A 14,540-nucleotide genomic window follows, 5' to 3' on the forward strand; every position below is an offset into this window, starting at 1 on the left:
GGAAAGTAAGCGTGCTGTGAGTTGATCGGTTTGAAGGCAGTTTTACGAGAGAGGGAGTAGATGCAAGATGAACGAACTTTTGAAGCAGTACGTGGAGCGGATTCAGCCCCTGGATGAGACCGCGTCAAAGGAGGCGGCTGCCCATATCGCCAACCTGACGGTACCGCCGGGCAGCCTCGGCAAGCTGGAGTCGCTGGCAATCCGGCTGGCCGGCATAACCGGAGAGACGAAGCCGTTGTTCGAGCGCAAAGAGGTTATCATCATGGCTGCGGACCACGGGGTGTGCGAGGAAGGTGTCAGCGCCTTCCCGCAGGAAGTGACGCCGCAGATGATTCTCAATTTTCTCGCCGGAGGCGCGGCGGTCAACGTGCTGTCCCGGCTGGCCGGCGCGGACATCGTCTGCGTCGACATCGGGGTGAAGAGCGACCTGGCCCATCCGCAGCTGGTGTCCCGCAAGGTACGGTACGGGACGGCCAATATGGCCAAGGGGCCGGCGATGACCCGCGAGGAAGCAGAGCAGTCGATCCTGACCGGCATCGCCGTCGTCGAGGAAGCGGTGGCGCAAGGCGTCCGCATCTTCGTTACCGGCGAAATGGGCATCGGCAACACGACGGCCAGCTCGGCCGTCATGTGCGCGCTGACCGGCACGCCGGTCAAGGAGGCGGCCGGACGCGGGACAGGCCTGACCGACGAGCGCCTGCTTCATAAGATCGGCGTCATCGAGAAGGCGCTCGCCGTCAACGCGCCGGATGCGGCCGACCCGATCGATGTGCTCGCCAAGGTCGGCGGGCTCGAAATCGGCGGCCTGGCCGGCGTCATTCTCGGCGCCGCCGCCCATCGATGTCCCGTGGTCATCGACGGGTTCATTTCCAGCGCCGCCGCTCTGCTGGCGCGGGCAATCTGTCCGCTGGCCGCGGAATACATGATCGCGTCCCACGCCTCGCATGAGCAGGGGCACCGCTTGCTGCTGCAGGAGCTCGGGCTGGCGCCGATGCTTGACTTGGACATGCGCATCGGCGAAGGCACCGGCGGCGTGCTCGGCCTGACGCTGGTGGACGCGGCGTGCCGTATCGTGCGCGAGATGGCCACCTTCGAAAGCGCCGGCATTTCCGGCGGCGAGGCGGTGACGTCCGAGTGAGCGTACTCGTAACGGGCGGCGCCCGCAGCGGCAAGAGCTCCTTTGCGGAGCGCTGGATGATGGCCCACGCCGGGCAGGCGGTATACGTGGCAACGTCGCAGGCTTTTGACCGGGAGATGGAGGAGCGGATTGCCCTCCATCGGCAGCAGCGCACCGAAGCGGCGTATCCCTGGGAGACCCGGGAGGAGCCGCTGCGGCTGGCGGAGCTGCTGCAGGCGCTGCGCACAGGGCAGGCTGATCCTGCTGGCGCAGCTTCATCCGCGGAAGATCGCGCGCCGGCCGTGCTGGTGGACTGCCTGACCTTGTGGCTGTCCAATACGCTTCTGGCGCATGAGGGCGAGGAGGATATGGAACCGCGCCTCATGGAAGCCATCAACCAGCTCGTGGAGCAGATTCAGGCGTATCCCGCTCCGCTGGTGCTCGTCACCAATGAGGTCGGCGACGGCATCGTGCCGGAATACCGGCTGGGCCGGGTGTTCCGCGATTACGCGGGCATCTTGAACCGCAAGGTAGCGGCCGTCAGCGACCAGGTTTTTCTGGTGACGGCCGGCATTCCGATCGAGCTCAAGAGCAGGGAGTATCACCTATGAAAATGAACGTTCAGGCGGCTGCGGCCGCTTTTCAATTTCTGACCCGTTTTCCGGTCAAGATGACCCTGGATTATACGCCAGAGCTATTTCGCCGGAGTACGCGCTTCTATCCGCTGGTCGGGCTGGCGGTCGGCTTGACCGTCTGGATCGGCGGAGCGGCCGCTTCGTATCTGCTTCCGCCGCTTCCTGCCGCCGTGCTCATGCTGATTCTGTGGGTCGGCCTGACCGGGGGCCTGCATCTCGACGGCTGGATGGACACGGCGGACGGCCTGCTCAGCTACCGCTCGCGGGAGCGGATGCTGGAGATCATGAAGGACAGCCGGGTCGGGGCCATGGGCGTCATGGCCTGCGTGCTGCTCCTGCTGCTGAAGGCATCGCTGATTTACTCGCTGCTGCTCGGCGGCCTCCCGCCGCTGCTTCTGCTGCTGCCGCCGATATGGAGCCGCTGGTTCATGGTCCATGCGATGGCTTCCTGGCCGATGGCGCGGGGCAAAGAGGGACTGGCGGGCAGCTATTTCAACGGCATGACCCGGAAGCAGAGCATGGAGTCCTTCCTGCTGGCGGCAGGGCTCACCCTGATCGCGGCGCTGCTGTCTCCGCTGCTTCCCTACGGACCTGCCGGGATCTGGAATTATAGAGGCATCACCTGGCTTCATGCCGGATTAGCCTGGCTGCTGCTTCCTTTGGCGGCATGGGCTGCCGGATGGTGGGCAGGGCGGCGGATGGACGCCAAGCTCGGTGGCTTAACGGGCGACACCTACGGCGCGCTGAACGAGGGCATCGAGACTGTGCTTCTGCTCGTGCTGACCATACTTATCTACCGTTTTTGACAAGGGGGCAGACGCGATGGAATTAACCGATACAACACGGAAGGACGGCTTACCGGGAGCCGTGCTGATGCTGCAGGGAACGGCTTCGGACGTCGGCAAAAGCGTCGTGACCGCGGCGCTCTGCCGCATCTTCGTGCAGGACGGATACCGCACGGCACCGTTCAAGTCGCAAAATATGGCGCTGAATTCCTATGTGACTGCGGACGGCAAGGAAATCGGACGGGCGCAGGGGATGCAGGCCGAAGCTTGCGGGATCGAGGCGACCACCGATATGAACCCGATTCTGATCAAGCCGACGGGCGATATGCATTCGCAGATCGTCGTTCACGGGCGCCCGCTGGCACACATGAGCGCGACCGATTACCGCAGCCGCTTTCTGCCGGAAGCGAAGGACACGGTGCTGGAAGCCCTCGACAGGCTTCGTAGGCAGTACGACATCGTCGTGATGGAAGGTGCAGGCAGCCCGGCCGAGATTAATCTGAAGGACCGGGACATCGTCAATATGAACCTGGCCGGCTGGGCCGATGCGCCCGTGCTGCTCGTTGCGGACATCGACCGGGGCGGGGTGTTCGCGTTCCTGGTGGGTACTTTAGAGCTGCTGGAGCCCCACGAACGGCAGCGGGTAAAAGGTTTTATCATCAACAAGTTCCGGGGGGACTTGTCCCTGCTGCAGCCGGGGCTGGACTGGCTGGAGGAGCGGACCGGTATTCCGGTGCTCGGCGTGCTTCCGTACATCCCGGACATCCGCATTGAGGCCGAGGATTCCGTCGTGCTGGATGAGCTGACCGCCAAAGGGCAGTCAAGCCCGGAAGCGGATATCGACATTGCCGTCATCCGCTATCCGCGCATTTCCAACTTCACTGACTTTGACCCGCTGCAGGAGGAGAGGGATGTCCGGGTCCGCTTTATTACCAAGGCGGCCGATCTCGGTCATCCGGATGTGATCATCTTGCCGGGGACGAAGGATACGATCGGGGACCTTCAGTATCTCCGCAGCCAGGGCTTCGATCTGGCGATCGCCGCAGCCGTCGAATCGGGCGATGCGCATCTGGCCGGCATCTGCGGAGGGTACCAGATGCTCGGCAAAATGCTGCATGATCCGGACGCCGCCGATGGTGGCGTAGCCCGGGAGGAGGAGGGACTCGGCTATTTGCCGGTCGCGACGACGTTTGCGAAGGAGAAGCGCACGGTCCGGGTGACCGGCCGGGTTGCGGACCATTCCCCTCTGCTGCTGTCCGCGGAGAGCCGATGCCTGCTGGCCGCCGGCGAACCGATTTCCGTCGAAGGATACGAAATCCATATGGGGCAGAGCCGCAGCCTGAAAGGGGAGCAGATGGCCCCGGTGTTTAAGCTGGGGCCGGACGGAGAGCAGCCGGCCGCTGAAGGCTGGGGGACGCTGGACGGGCGGATCTGGGGCACCTATCTGCACGGGGTGTTTCATAACGACCGGCTTCGGCGTTTATGGCTTGACCGGATCCGGGAGAGCAAAGGGCTCCGCCCGGTGAAGGAGACTTTCTCCGCATCGGGGCTGAAAGAGCAGGAGTTTGACCGGGTTGCATCGCTTGTCAGAGCGCATCTCGATCTGGAGCGGGTGTATCAAATCATGGGAATATCCGCCAAGACGGTATAGTTTTGAGCAGGATGCGGGTAATAAATAGAAGTCATTCCGAAGTACACTTGGCGAATGGCTTCTTTTTTCTTTTTTTACAGCAAATTCTAACATGAAATTAACCCTACCCAAATAGTATGAATTATGCTACACTAAAGTCCAGTTTCACAGATTGCCCAAAAAAGCAAGCGACCTGCCCGCGGGCAAGCCGCAGGGACAGACGTTAACATTATTGTTATAAGAGGGGAGAACGAAAGAGAGATGGACACACTTTGGACTGTGGTGAACGTCGTTGTGATGCTCATCCTGATCGGCCTGTTGATCTGGATGCAGAAGAAGCACGTATCGTTCACGAAACGCGTATTTACCGGCCTTGCGCTCGGTATTATTTTCGGATTTATCCTTCAATGGGCCTTCGGCACGCAATCGGAGGTCGTCAGCAAGTCTACCGACTGGTTCAGCCTTGTCGGCAGCGGCTATGTTGGCTTGTTACAAATGGTCGTTATCCCGCTGATCATGGTTTCGATCATTTCGGCGATCATGAACCTGAAGGGCAAACAGAACCTCGGCAAAATGAGCGGCTCGATTATCGCCGTTCTGCTGATCACCGTAGCGATCGCAGCTTCGGTAAGTATCGTAACCAGCTTGTCCTTTAACCTGAAGGCGATTGAGATTCAAGCGGGAGACCGCGAACAAGCGCAAGGTCAGAAGCTGGAAGAGAGAGTGGGAGAGGTAGAGGACAAATCCATCCCGCAGCAGGTGCTGGAATTCATTCCGACCAATCCGTTCGCAGATATGACCGGGGCACGCCGCTCCTCGACGCTGGCCGTCGTCATTTTCTCGGCCTTTATCGGAGTTGCCGTTCTCGGCATTGACCGTAAAAAACCGGAGCAGGCGGCTACCTTCCGCAAAATGGTCGAAGCGGTCTATGCGGTGGTCCTGCGAATCGTTACACTGGTGCTCAGGCTGACGCCATACGGCATCCTGGCCTTGATCACGAAGACGACCGCTACCACGAATATCGATGAGATTTTGAAGCTGGCCAAGTTTGTCGGCGCTTCGTACGTGGCCCTGATCGTCATGTTCATCATTCATCTGATTCTGATTACACTGTTCGGGTTTAACCCGATCCAATACGTACGCAAAGTTTTCCCGACGCTCGTCTTCGCATTCACTTCCCGTTCCAGTGCGGCCACCATCCCGCTGAACGTGGAAACCCAGACGAAGAAGCTTGGAGTATCGGAAGGGATTGCCAACCTGTCGGCAACCTTCGGTGCCACAATCGGCCAGAACGGCTGCGCCGGTATTTATCCGGCGATGCTGGCGGTGATGATCGCACCGACGGTCGGCATCGATCCGACAAGCTGGGATTTCATTATTAAACTGATTCTGATCGTAACCATCAGCTCCTTCGGGGTTGCCGGCGTCGGCGGCGGTGCAACCTTCGCATCCCTGATCGTCCTGTCCACAATGAACCTGCCGGTGGCGCTCGCCGGTCTCCTGATCTCGGTTGAACCGCTGATCGACATGGGACGCACGGCGCTGAACGTCAACGACTCGATCACGGCCGGTCTGATCTCGAGTAAAATTTTGAAAGAGAACGACCAGGATACGTTTAACAACAATCATGTTGAGCTTGACTCGGCGCATGCGTAAGCTTGCGGACGCGTCAGAAGAAACCAAAGCCTTTGCGGGCTTTGGTTTCTTTTTTTGATATGAGAAAGTATAGCTTGAGAGGATCGGCATTTTTAGTTTGTAATAAAAATCTAGACCATTCGACGTTATTTTCTGCGACCAAAGGACTGGCTGACGAACCCAAGCGAACTGTCCTCAGGGCGGGGAGGGGCCGCGGAGAAAGGATACGTACCGCAGCAAGGCTTAACAGCGCTGAGATGTTTGAGAGCCCCGCACCATCGGGCAAAATAGTATTCGTCACGAAACAACCCCAAGAAATGAGCCTTTGGCCGCAGTCCCTAAAAAAAGGAAAACAACGCACCTTCGCGAACATGTTAACCATCCGAAATGACATCCCACGATCGCCACCTGGAAGGATACTCTTACAAATTCAGGAGGGAATGAGCATGAAAAAGACGAAATGGCTGCTGAACATCGGCCTGCTGGGCACGCTGCTGCTGTCCGGATCGGCTGCGGCTTTTGCGGACGACGCGGAGCTGGTACCGATTGAGACGCTAAAACCGGCGGTCCCCATGGTGAAACCGGTGCTGACGGGAACGGGCGGATCCCTGATCCTGAGCGACTCTCCGGAATCCCCCAAAGTTGAAGGCGCTTACTACAGGGATGCGGTGACCGGATCATTCCGCGTATTTTGGCATCATCAAAATATGACCGGTGAGCCGCTGACCGTGGCCGTGGCTGTGACCAACACGTCCGACGAGCCTGTCATGCTGTTCTCGGAGGGGATCGGGCTTGCGACGGATTATTATCCGGATGTTGCCGGTCAGACGGCCTTGGCTGATTTTATGAGCAATCGTGCGGCCCAGAAGAAGGAAGCAATCCTGCAGCCGGGAGAGAGCTATTATTTGACCGCCCTTGCGGAAAATACGCACACCGCCAGCGGCATCGCCAATTTTGCCGCGTATACGCAGCAAGGGCATGGGGACGCGACCGTCACGGTCACGACGCTGGGCTATAAAGAGCAGCCGGCCAACCCATTGGACGTACCGATTCTGCCGAAGGATGTGCACGTGCGCGGGACATTCCCTCATGCGGACCGTACCGGCACATTGGACTACAATACGTCGAGCGGCAATTCATTGATCCGCATTTCCTCAGCGGCGAGCGGTCCGTGGAGCGACAGCATGCCGGGTGAGTATGAGGAAGGCTGGAACGCGGTGGACGGCGGAACCGTCATCAACAACGGCAACTATGGGGTCATGTACAACCTCAGCGTGGCCATCAACAACGATTTGGACGTCAAACGGACCATTTCCGTGTACGATAACCCCTCCGGCGGCGCGGGCCACTATGTGATCGGCTGGGGCAGGGATCTGCTGCAATCGCCGTTCGTAAACTATCAGAACGCCTGGAAGTTTACCGAATTTACGGTGAACAAAAAGGGCAAAACAATCGCGGCCGAGCTGAGCCTGACCGGTGGAGCGGCCGGACCGCAGACGCTGTATTTTACCAATTCGGACGTGCAGTAAAGCCGTGCCTTGTGCCTTGTTCAGGACGATGAACGAGTGTGATCCATGTTATATGCGATATTGAAAAGACTGCCCATGCCGGCTGCGAACGCCGGAACGTGGGCAGTTTTTGTTTGCAGCTGTGTCTCCCGGTGGTTCCGGGGCCTGCCCAAGACATTTGCAGGTCCCAGAAAAAAACATGGCAACTTCGGTTTCCGTGTGATACAGTAGTACATGTTTTGGGTTTGATAGAATAGACAAAGACCCCAAAACCGCGGTTCGCAACCATCCCGCGTAATCAAAACTAGGAGGAACACGAGTGTACAATTTGTTGTGGGGTATTTTGTTCGTACTTGTTAATTTTTCGCTGTACCTGCTGTGCTACCGTTTATTCGGCAAAAAGGGGCTGTACGCCTGGATCGGGGTCGCGACGGTGATCGCGAACATTCAGGTGACGAAGACGATCGATATTTTCGGCATCGTCCTGACGCTTGGCAACACGATGTATGTCAGTTTGTATATGACCAGTGACCTGCTGAACGAAAAATACGGCCGTAAGGAAGCGCAGAAGGCGGTGTGGTTCGGCTTTTTCACGCTGCTGATGACGACGCTGCTGATGCAGATGGCGCTGTTCTTTACGCCGGACGAGAGCGACCTCGCGCAGGAATCGCTGCAGAACATCTTCGGCCTGATGCCGCGCCTGGCGCTGGGAAGCTTGACGGCTTACTTCGTCAGCCAGTTCCTGGACGTGCGCCTGTATGCCTGGCTGCGGAAGCTGTTCGGCGAGCGGAACCAGTTCTGGATCCGCAACAACGGCAGCACGATGATCAGCTCGCTGGTGGACACGCTTATTTTCTGCACGATTGCTTTTGCCGGACGTTACGAGCTGTCGGTCTGGATTGAAATCTTCCTGACGACGTATCTGATCAAGTTCGTGCTGACCGCGGTGGGAACGCCGTTTCTATATATCGCCCGCGATTTCAAATTCAAGGACGAGGATTAAGCAGAGCAGACGGCTACTGTATGATTGCCGCTGTTCAATAGATAAGCTGAATGGTTGCAGCACAAAAAACCGGAAGATCCATCTAGCGATGGGGTCTTCCGGTTTTGCCGTTTCATAGGGCATTAGCCGCCGATTACCGTTAATTCTTTTGGATACGAGGTCAGGACTTCAACGCCGTTGTCAGTGACGACGATATCGTCTTCGATCCGCACACCGCCAAGTCCCGGCACATAGATGCCCGGCTCCACGGTGAAAACCATTCCCGGCTGCGTCAAGTCGGTATTGCCGCCGTGCACGGACGGATACTCGTGCACATCCATGCCGAGGCCGTGCCCGAGACGGTGCATGAAGTACTGGCCGTAGCCTGCGTCCTCCGTTACTTGGCGGGCCGCTTGGTCGATAGAAGCCAGCGTCACGCCCGGCTTGATCGCCTGAATGCCCTGCAGGTTGGCTTCCAGCACGGTGTTGTAAATCTTCGTCAGCTCCGGCGAAATGTCGCCGACCGCAAACGTTCGGGTGATGTCGGAAGCGTAGCCGTTGGCGTAGACGCCCATGTCAAACATGAGCAGGTCGCCGGACTGGATCTTGGTCTGACCTGGCGTGCCGTGAGGGAGCGCCGTCTTCGGTCCGGTCAGCACCATCGTGTCGAACGAAGGACCGTCCGCACCGAGTTTCTTCATTAAATATTCAAGCTCGGCGACGATTTCGATCTCGGTCACACCCGGCTTCACGCGGGAGAGGCCCTGCCGCAGCACTTCTTCAATCAGGTCAATCGCATGCTTCATGCGCTGGATTTCCTCCGGTGTCTTGCTGACGCGCATCGCGCGCAGCAGCGGACCGATATCTTCGTACTGCCCGGCGCCAACCGACTGCTGAAGCTGTTCGTAGCGCGCCACGCTAATCTGTTCCTTTTCGATGCCGAGCGTGCCGATCGTGTTCTTGAACTGCTGCCGAAGCAGGTCGTACGGATTGTCCGTGTCGGCATGCGTGATGATGTTTTTTACCGAGGATGCGGCCTGGGCGGCCTCGGCATCGAGGGCGGGTACGATCAGGAGCGGCTGTTCGCCGCGGGTCAGCAGCAGGCCGAGAAACCGTTCATGCGGGTTGCTGGCAAAGCCGGTCAGGTAATAAACATGCTTAGGGTCGGTGACGAGCAGGCTGTCGAGGCCGTGTTCGTTCATGGCCTTTTCCAAGGCGGTGATTCGGTTGCTCATGATTATTCATCCTTTCTTATGTAGAAGGGGCTGGTGGGCAGGCCGTGTACGTCAATGTTGTTGTCCGATTGCCCGATGGCTCGATGGCTCGTTGATCGAACTGCCCGATCCAGGCTCCCCGTGTCACTTCAATCCTATGGTTACGCGGTCCGAAAACTTCCGTTAAACGCGGTCATCTTTAACGCAATAACGCCGATAGACGTATGGGTTACCGGTGACTTTGAATGATCTCCCGGATGCGTTCGTTCGGAGACTTGTCGTACAAGCCGCCGTGGTAGCAGAACACTCCATCCAGCGGCAGATCGGCCAGCTTGCCCATGCTTTCGATGGCCTGTGCCATATTCGGCGTGAAACCGGGTACCGGTCCCTGCAGTTCACCCTCGCGAATGGTCAGCTCATCGGCTGCGAGCAGCAGCTTTTCTTTGGGAAGGTACAGACAAATATGCCCCGGTGTATGCCCTGGAGTATGGATTACTTGAATGCCGCCGTGCAGCTCCAGATGATCTCCGTCATGCAGCACCCGGCTGATGGAAATGGAGGAACGCTCGTCGAGAACGTTTTGAACCGCCTCCCGGGCCGCTTCGGGCATTTGGGCGAGACGCTCCGGCGTGACCTTGATCAGCGGCTCTTGTCCGGTGATGACGGGAATATCGTCTTCATGGGCCCAGATCTCGATGCCGGGATTGGCTTCAAGCAGGCGGGATACGTTGCCGATATGGTCGATGTCCTGGTGCGTGAGGATGACGCGCTTGATATCGTTCAGGGTGAGACCGGCTTCGGCGATTGCTTTCTGGACCTGGTCGAACTGGCCGACATTGCCGGTGTCGACGAGCGTGGCTCCGGTTTCATCCCACAGCAGGACCGGCTGGTAAGCAGGCTGCTCGGCCGTCGGCTGGGCAAACAGCTCAATGGATACGATCTGATGTCCGATTTGCATGATTTCCCGGATAAATCCGGTACACCTCCTATGTTTTTTAATGTGAAAGCATGGATTGCTTCTATTATAAACCTCTCATCTGCAAAAAGAAAAAGCAGTTCTGGAAAGTGCCTCGAGTCTTGGTGATGCAAAATGCTGTCCGATATGGCCAGGTCCTGCAGGATGCCACTTTAGTATGAGCCTGCGGAAAAGCCGTATATCATGGCGCTGCCTATGCGGAAAGAAGAGGGGAGGAATTCAGCAGAACCATCTACGCTTTCCCTTGCCTGTGTGCTAGTATTTTAGAAAAAGCAGTACGCGTAAAGGGAGGGATCTGGGTGAGCATGGAGCAAAAAACGGTAGTCGTGACAGGCGCTAACTCCGGTATGGGACTGGCGACGACGGTCGAACTGGCGAAGCAGGGAGCGCACGTTATTATGGTGTGCCGCAGCGAGTCGCGCGGCCAAGCTGCGCTGCAGGAGGCTATCCGCCGGAGCGGCTCGCAGGCGATTGAGCTGATGCTGTGCGATTTAGGCGATCTGGCGAGTATCCGCCGCTTTGCGGAGGCGTTCAAGGCGCGTTATCCGGTGCTGGATGTGCTGGTCAACAATGCGGGGGTAGTCATGCTGAAAAGGCAGCTAACCCGCGACGGCTTCGAAATGGACATTGGCGTGAACCACCTGGGCCATTTTCTGCTGACCAACTTGCTGCTGGACCGGCTGACCGCGGCGGAGCAGGGAAGAATCGTGGTCGTTGCATCCGGAGCGTATAAGGCCGGCAGCATCCATTTTGACGATCCGTTTTTGTCTCGCAGCTTTAATCCGATCAAGGCGTACGCCCAGTCGAAGCTCGCGAACATTTTGTTCACGGTGGAGCTGGCCGAGCGGCTGAAAAACACCCGGGTTACCGTGAACTGCGTCCATCCCGGCGCTGTCGCGACGCAAATCGGGGTGAACCGCGATACGGGCTTTGGCAGGCGGGTGCTGGCCGCGCTGAAGCCTATGTTTTTGACGCCGGAGCAGGGGGCGGACACCGCCATTTACCTGGCAGCTTCGCCGGAGGTTGCGGGCGTGAGCGGGAAATATTTTTACCGGAAAAAGCAGCAGGCGCTGAAGCCCAAAGCAGCCGACCGGGAGAGTGCAAAACGCTTGTGGGCTTGGAGCGAGCAGATGGTGGGACTGGACGGGTGAGTAAAGCGTCAAAAGCTTCCTATAGCACAGATTCCCGGATTCTTTTACAATAGAAAATAACGATTCGTAGACAAGCGGTAGGAGGCTGAACAGGGCAGATGACGACGCAACAACATTACATCATTGAAGACGCCGCGCTGGAGGATTTGCAGGCGGTGGTCGATATTTACAACACGACGGTGGCGGGAAGAATGGTGACCGCAGATCTGGAGCCTGTGACGGTAGAGAGCCGGCTGGCCTGGTTCCATGAGCATAACAGCCATCACCGTCCGCTGTGGGTCATGCGTTCCGAAGGGAAGGTTGTGGCCTGGCTCAGCTTCCAGTCTTTTTATGGGCGGGCAGCCTATAACGCGACGGCGGAGATCAGTATTTATGTGGCGGAAGAGTGCCGCGGGGCGGGCGTTGGCCGGATTTTGCTGGAAAAGGCGCTGGCCGAAGCTCCACGCTTCGGACTGAACCGGCTGGTCGGCTTTGTGTTCGGGCATAACGAACCGAGTCTGAAGCTGCTGCGCCGCTATGGCTTTGAGGATTGGGGCGTGCTGCCGGGCGTGGCCGAGCTGGATGGCGTGGAACGGGATTTGGTCATCGTTGGGCGCAAAGTATAGTAAGCCCGGAGGCAATGACGGCTCATTTTCCATAATAAAGGCAGAAATATCAAAAAGGCGCTCTGCATGCAGCAGGCGCCTTTTGTTGTTGGTGAGGAGGGGGGGATCCAATCCGTACGTATTAAAGGTCCTCGTCGCAGGCAGGCTTCGCTTCGCAGCACTTGGCAGCTTCGGCGGGCGTGGAGTCCGCATTATCAATCGTGACCCATTGCTCGGACCAGAGCTCGATTCCCCGGATGACCGGTTCGAGTGCCATGCCCTTCTCGGTCAGGGAATATTCGATTCGCACCGGTGTTTCCGGAAAAACCTCTCTCCGGACGACACCGTCCTGCTCTAAATCCTTAAGCCGCTCCGACAACAACCGGCCGCTGATCGGCAGGGAGGATTCAATGGTGCAAAAACGCTTCGGGCCGCTCAGCAGCTGATGGATGATCAGGCTGGTCCAGCGCCGGTTGATAATTTCCATCCCTTTTTCCAATTTGGGGCACAAAGGACTTGATTGCATGCTTCTTCACCTCGTTTATGATGTTCATTATATCGCAAATGGAGCGTTAAATATATACGGTTTGAAATGTTCTTTACATTCGGTGTTACCTGCTGGCATACTATATAAAATGGAATTTTTTCCATGCATACATAATGGGGAGGTAAACTGATGAAGAAGCGTTTCAAATGGGGATTGGCGCTTGGACTGGCCATCATGCTGATTGTGCTGGCAGGCTGTCAGGCCGTTGGCGGCCTGGACGTCAACAAAGCGGTGCTCAGTACCCTGGATGTCAAATCGTCCGAAGCGAAGTCCTCGATGTCGCTTGAACTGGTGCCTGCGGATAGCGGGCTGACGGCAGAAGATAAGCAGATGATCGACCTGATCAACTCGATCTCGCTCACGATTGACTCGGCTCGTACGCAGGATCCAAACACCGGATCAATTGAAGGCGCCGTGAAAGTTAACGGCAAGCAAATTCCGTTCCATCTGTCCGTAGATAAGGACAACCTGGCCTTGTCTCTTGAAGGCATGACTCAACCTGTCGTGATTCCGCTGAACGGCATGGAAGGCATGGAAGGGCTCACGATGACTGGACTTCAAATGTCCAACGAAAGCGCGTTGAAAATGGTGAAGGATGTCGGCGGCTTCCTGATCAAGCACGCGCCGAACCCGTCCTCGATCGCACTGTCCTCCGTGACTGACAAAGTGAACGGCGAATCGCTGTCGCTGCAGAAGCTGCACATCGACATTCGCGGTGATGAGCTGGCAGGCCTGGTTAAAGGCTTCCTGACCAGCGTATCCCAGGACAAAGAAGGATTGAAAGAAATGATCGCGGCCGTCTACGACGTCTACTATCCGATCTTTGAATCTACGTTTAGCCAGTCCGGTGAGGACATGGGAGATATGGCTGCAGCGTTCGGCACGCCGGAAAGCGTGCTGAAGGATAAAGACGCGGCGGTGACTTATTTTACCGATGAAGCGCTGAAGGCGCTGAACGAGTTCCTGCCTCAATACGACGACACCGTCAAAGAAATGATGGCTGAACCCGATATGTCGGTGATCCTTGGCAAGGATACCGTGCTGTCCCTGGACTTCTTCCTGGACAGCAAGCTGCAGATCCGCAAGCAGAACATGGACCTGACGATCCAAATTCCGCAGGGCGAAGGCGTGCCTGTGAAGCAGGTGAAAGTTCACTCGCAGTCGGAGACGTGGAACGTCAACCAGCCGGTGACCGTGAATAAGGTCGACACGTCCAAAGGCGTGTGGGAACCAAGCTTGATCGGCGTGACGCCAGGCGAAGTGATCCGTCATCTCGATGCGAAATCCGATCTGTACCGTCTCTTGACGGAAGACGCGAAGATTACGCAAAAGCAGATTTCGCTGACAACGCGCCAAAATGCTGAGGACGACGAAGACTACTGGTACTACCCGGAAGCCATTATCGTGAACAACACGACGATGGTGCCGATCAAATACGTTGCGGATCAGCTAGATGCCCAACTGAAATGGAACGGGGCCACGAAGCAGCTGACGATGGTGGATGACCTGAAAGGCACCCAGATCGTTATCAAGGAAGGCTCCAAGCAAGCGACGATCGACGGCAAAGCCGTTACCTTGACCCAGCCGGTGATCAACCGCGACAGCACACTGTACGTTCCGCTGCGTTTTGTGGCCGACGCTTTCGGCACGAAGGTGAACTGGGATAAGAGTGAGCAACTGGTGACGATTGAGCGGGAGTAGATTAATGGGTTTGAAAGCTGGAAAGCTTGAAAACTCGGATGAAGAATGCGGAACGTATGAGAAGAACTGAAGGCA

The 14,540-nt window shown here is 57.4% G+C and carries 14 protein-coding genes; 10 read left to right on the plus strand and 4 right to left on the minus strand.

Going from position 1 to position 14,540, the window contains the following annotated elements; genetic code table 11:
• Window positions 1-67: 67 nt before the first annotated feature.
• From cobT to BCV73_RS00455, 5 genes are all read left to right on the plus strand, one after another.
• Window positions 68-1,138, plus strand: coding sequence for a nicotinate-nucleotide--dimethylbenzimidazole phosphoribosyltransferase (cobT, locus tag BCV73_RS00435; RefSeq protein ID WP_089545555.1), 1,071 nt, complete (start codon window positions 68-70; stop codon window positions 1,136-1,138).
• Window positions 1,135-1,728 carry a bifunctional adenosylcobinamide kinase/adenosylcobinamide-phosphate guanylyltransferase gene (gene cobU / locus BCV73_RS00440; RefSeq protein ID WP_089545556.1) on the plus strand — a complete coding sequence of 198 codons (594 nt, stop codon included), beginning with the start codon at window positions 1,135-1,137 and terminating at the stop codon, window positions 1,726-1,728. The genes cobT and cobU overlap by 4 nt, the downstream gene beginning before the upstream one ends.
• Window positions 1,725-2,558: an adenosylcobinamide-GDP ribazoletransferase gene (cobS, locus tag BCV73_RS00445; protein WP_089545557.1), complete on the plus strand. Its 834-nt coding sequence runs from the start codon at window positions 1,725-1,727 to the stop codon at window positions 2,556-2,558. Before cobU ends, cobS begins: the two co-directional genes overlap by 4 nt.
• Window positions 2,559-2,574: 16 nt before the next feature.
• The gene (locus BCV73_RS00450; RefSeq protein WP_089545558.1) at window positions 2,575-4,188 is read left to right on the plus strand and encodes a cobyric acid synthase; all 1,614 of its coding nucleotides are present in this window, start codon (window positions 2,575-2,577) and stop codon (window positions 4,186-4,188) included.
• Between the two features lie 240 nt (window positions 4,189-4,428).
• Window positions 4,429-5,823 (plus strand): L-cystine transporter, encoded by a 1,395-nt coding sequence (locus BCV73_RS00455; protein ID WP_089545559.1) that lies wholly within the window; start codon window positions 4,429-4,431, stop codon window positions 5,821-5,823.
• A 13-nt stretch (window positions 5,824-5,836) separates the two neighbouring features.
• Here BCV73_RS00455 and BCV73_RS00460 read toward each other — a convergent pair whose 3' ends face one another.
• Window positions 5,837-6,103, minus strand: coding sequence for a hypothetical protein (locus BCV73_RS00460; RefSeq protein ID WP_218828079.1), 267 nt, complete (start codon window positions 6,101-6,103; stop codon window positions 5,837-5,839).
• Between the two features lie 145 nt (window positions 6,104-6,248).
• On the opposite strand from BCV73_RS00460, the gene BCV73_RS00465 reads away from it, so the two are divergent.
• Window positions 6,249-7,331 carry a hypothetical protein gene (locus BCV73_RS00465; protein ID WP_089545561.1) on the plus strand — a complete coding sequence of 361 codons (1,083 nt, stop codon included), beginning with the start codon at window positions 6,249-6,251 and terminating at the stop codon, window positions 7,329-7,331.
• A 298-nt stretch (window positions 7,332-7,629) separates the two neighbouring features.
• Complete coding sequence (locus tag BCV73_RS00470) at window positions 7,630-8,313, plus strand: queuosine precursor transporter (protein WP_076173410.1); 684 nt, start codon at window positions 7,630-7,632, stop codon at window positions 8,311-8,313.
• Between the two features lie 122 nt (window positions 8,314-8,435).
• Here BCV73_RS00470 and BCV73_RS00475 read toward each other — a convergent pair whose 3' ends face one another.
• The gene (locus BCV73_RS00475) at window positions 8,436-9,527 is read right to left on the minus strand and encodes a M24 family metallopeptidase (RefSeq protein ID WP_089545562.1); all 1,092 of its coding nucleotides are present in this window, start codon (window positions 9,525-9,527) and stop codon (window positions 8,436-8,438) included.
• A gap of 208 nt (window positions 9,528-9,735) precedes the next feature.
• Window positions 9,736-10,464 carry an MBL fold metallo-hydrolase gene (locus BCV73_RS00480; protein WP_089545563.1) on the minus strand — a complete coding sequence of 243 codons (729 nt, stop codon included), beginning with the start codon at window positions 10,462-10,464 and terminating at the stop codon, window positions 9,736-9,738.
• Between the two features lie 323 nt (window positions 10,465-10,787).
• Between BCV73_RS00480 and BCV73_RS00485 the strand changes: the two genes are divergently transcribed.
• Window positions 10,788-11,633, plus strand: coding sequence for an SDR family oxidoreductase (locus BCV73_RS00485; protein WP_089550044.1), 846 nt, complete (start codon window positions 10,788-10,790; stop codon window positions 11,631-11,633).
• 98 nt (window positions 11,634-11,731) lie between these two features.
• Window positions 11,732-12,238 carry a GNAT family N-acetyltransferase gene (locus tag BCV73_RS00490; RefSeq protein WP_089545564.1) on the plus strand — a complete coding sequence of 169 codons (507 nt, stop codon included), beginning with the start codon at window positions 11,732-11,734 and terminating at the stop codon, window positions 12,236-12,238.
• Window positions 12,239-12,359: 121 nt separating this feature from the next.
• Here BCV73_RS00490 and BCV73_RS00495 read toward each other — a convergent pair whose 3' ends face one another.
• Complete coding sequence (locus tag BCV73_RS00495; RefSeq protein WP_084204047.1) at window positions 12,360-12,743, minus strand: winged helix-turn-helix transcriptional regulator; 384 nt, start codon at window positions 12,741-12,743, stop codon at window positions 12,360-12,362.
• 150 nt (window positions 12,744-12,893) lie between these two features.
• On the opposite strand from BCV73_RS00495, the gene BCV73_RS00500 reads away from it, so the two are divergent.
• Window positions 12,894-14,465, plus strand: coding sequence for a copper amine oxidase N-terminal domain-containing protein (locus BCV73_RS00500; protein ID WP_089545565.1), 1,572 nt, complete (start codon window positions 12,894-12,896; stop codon window positions 14,463-14,465).
• Window positions 14,466-14,540: the final 75 nt, after the last annotated feature.

It is taken from the genome of Paenibacillus sp. SSG-1, from assembly GCF_002224835.1.
In the GTDB taxonomy this organism is placed as follows: domain Bacteria; phylum Bacillota; class Bacilli; order Paenibacillales; family Paenibacillaceae; genus Paenibacillus_AQ; species Paenibacillus_AQ favisporus.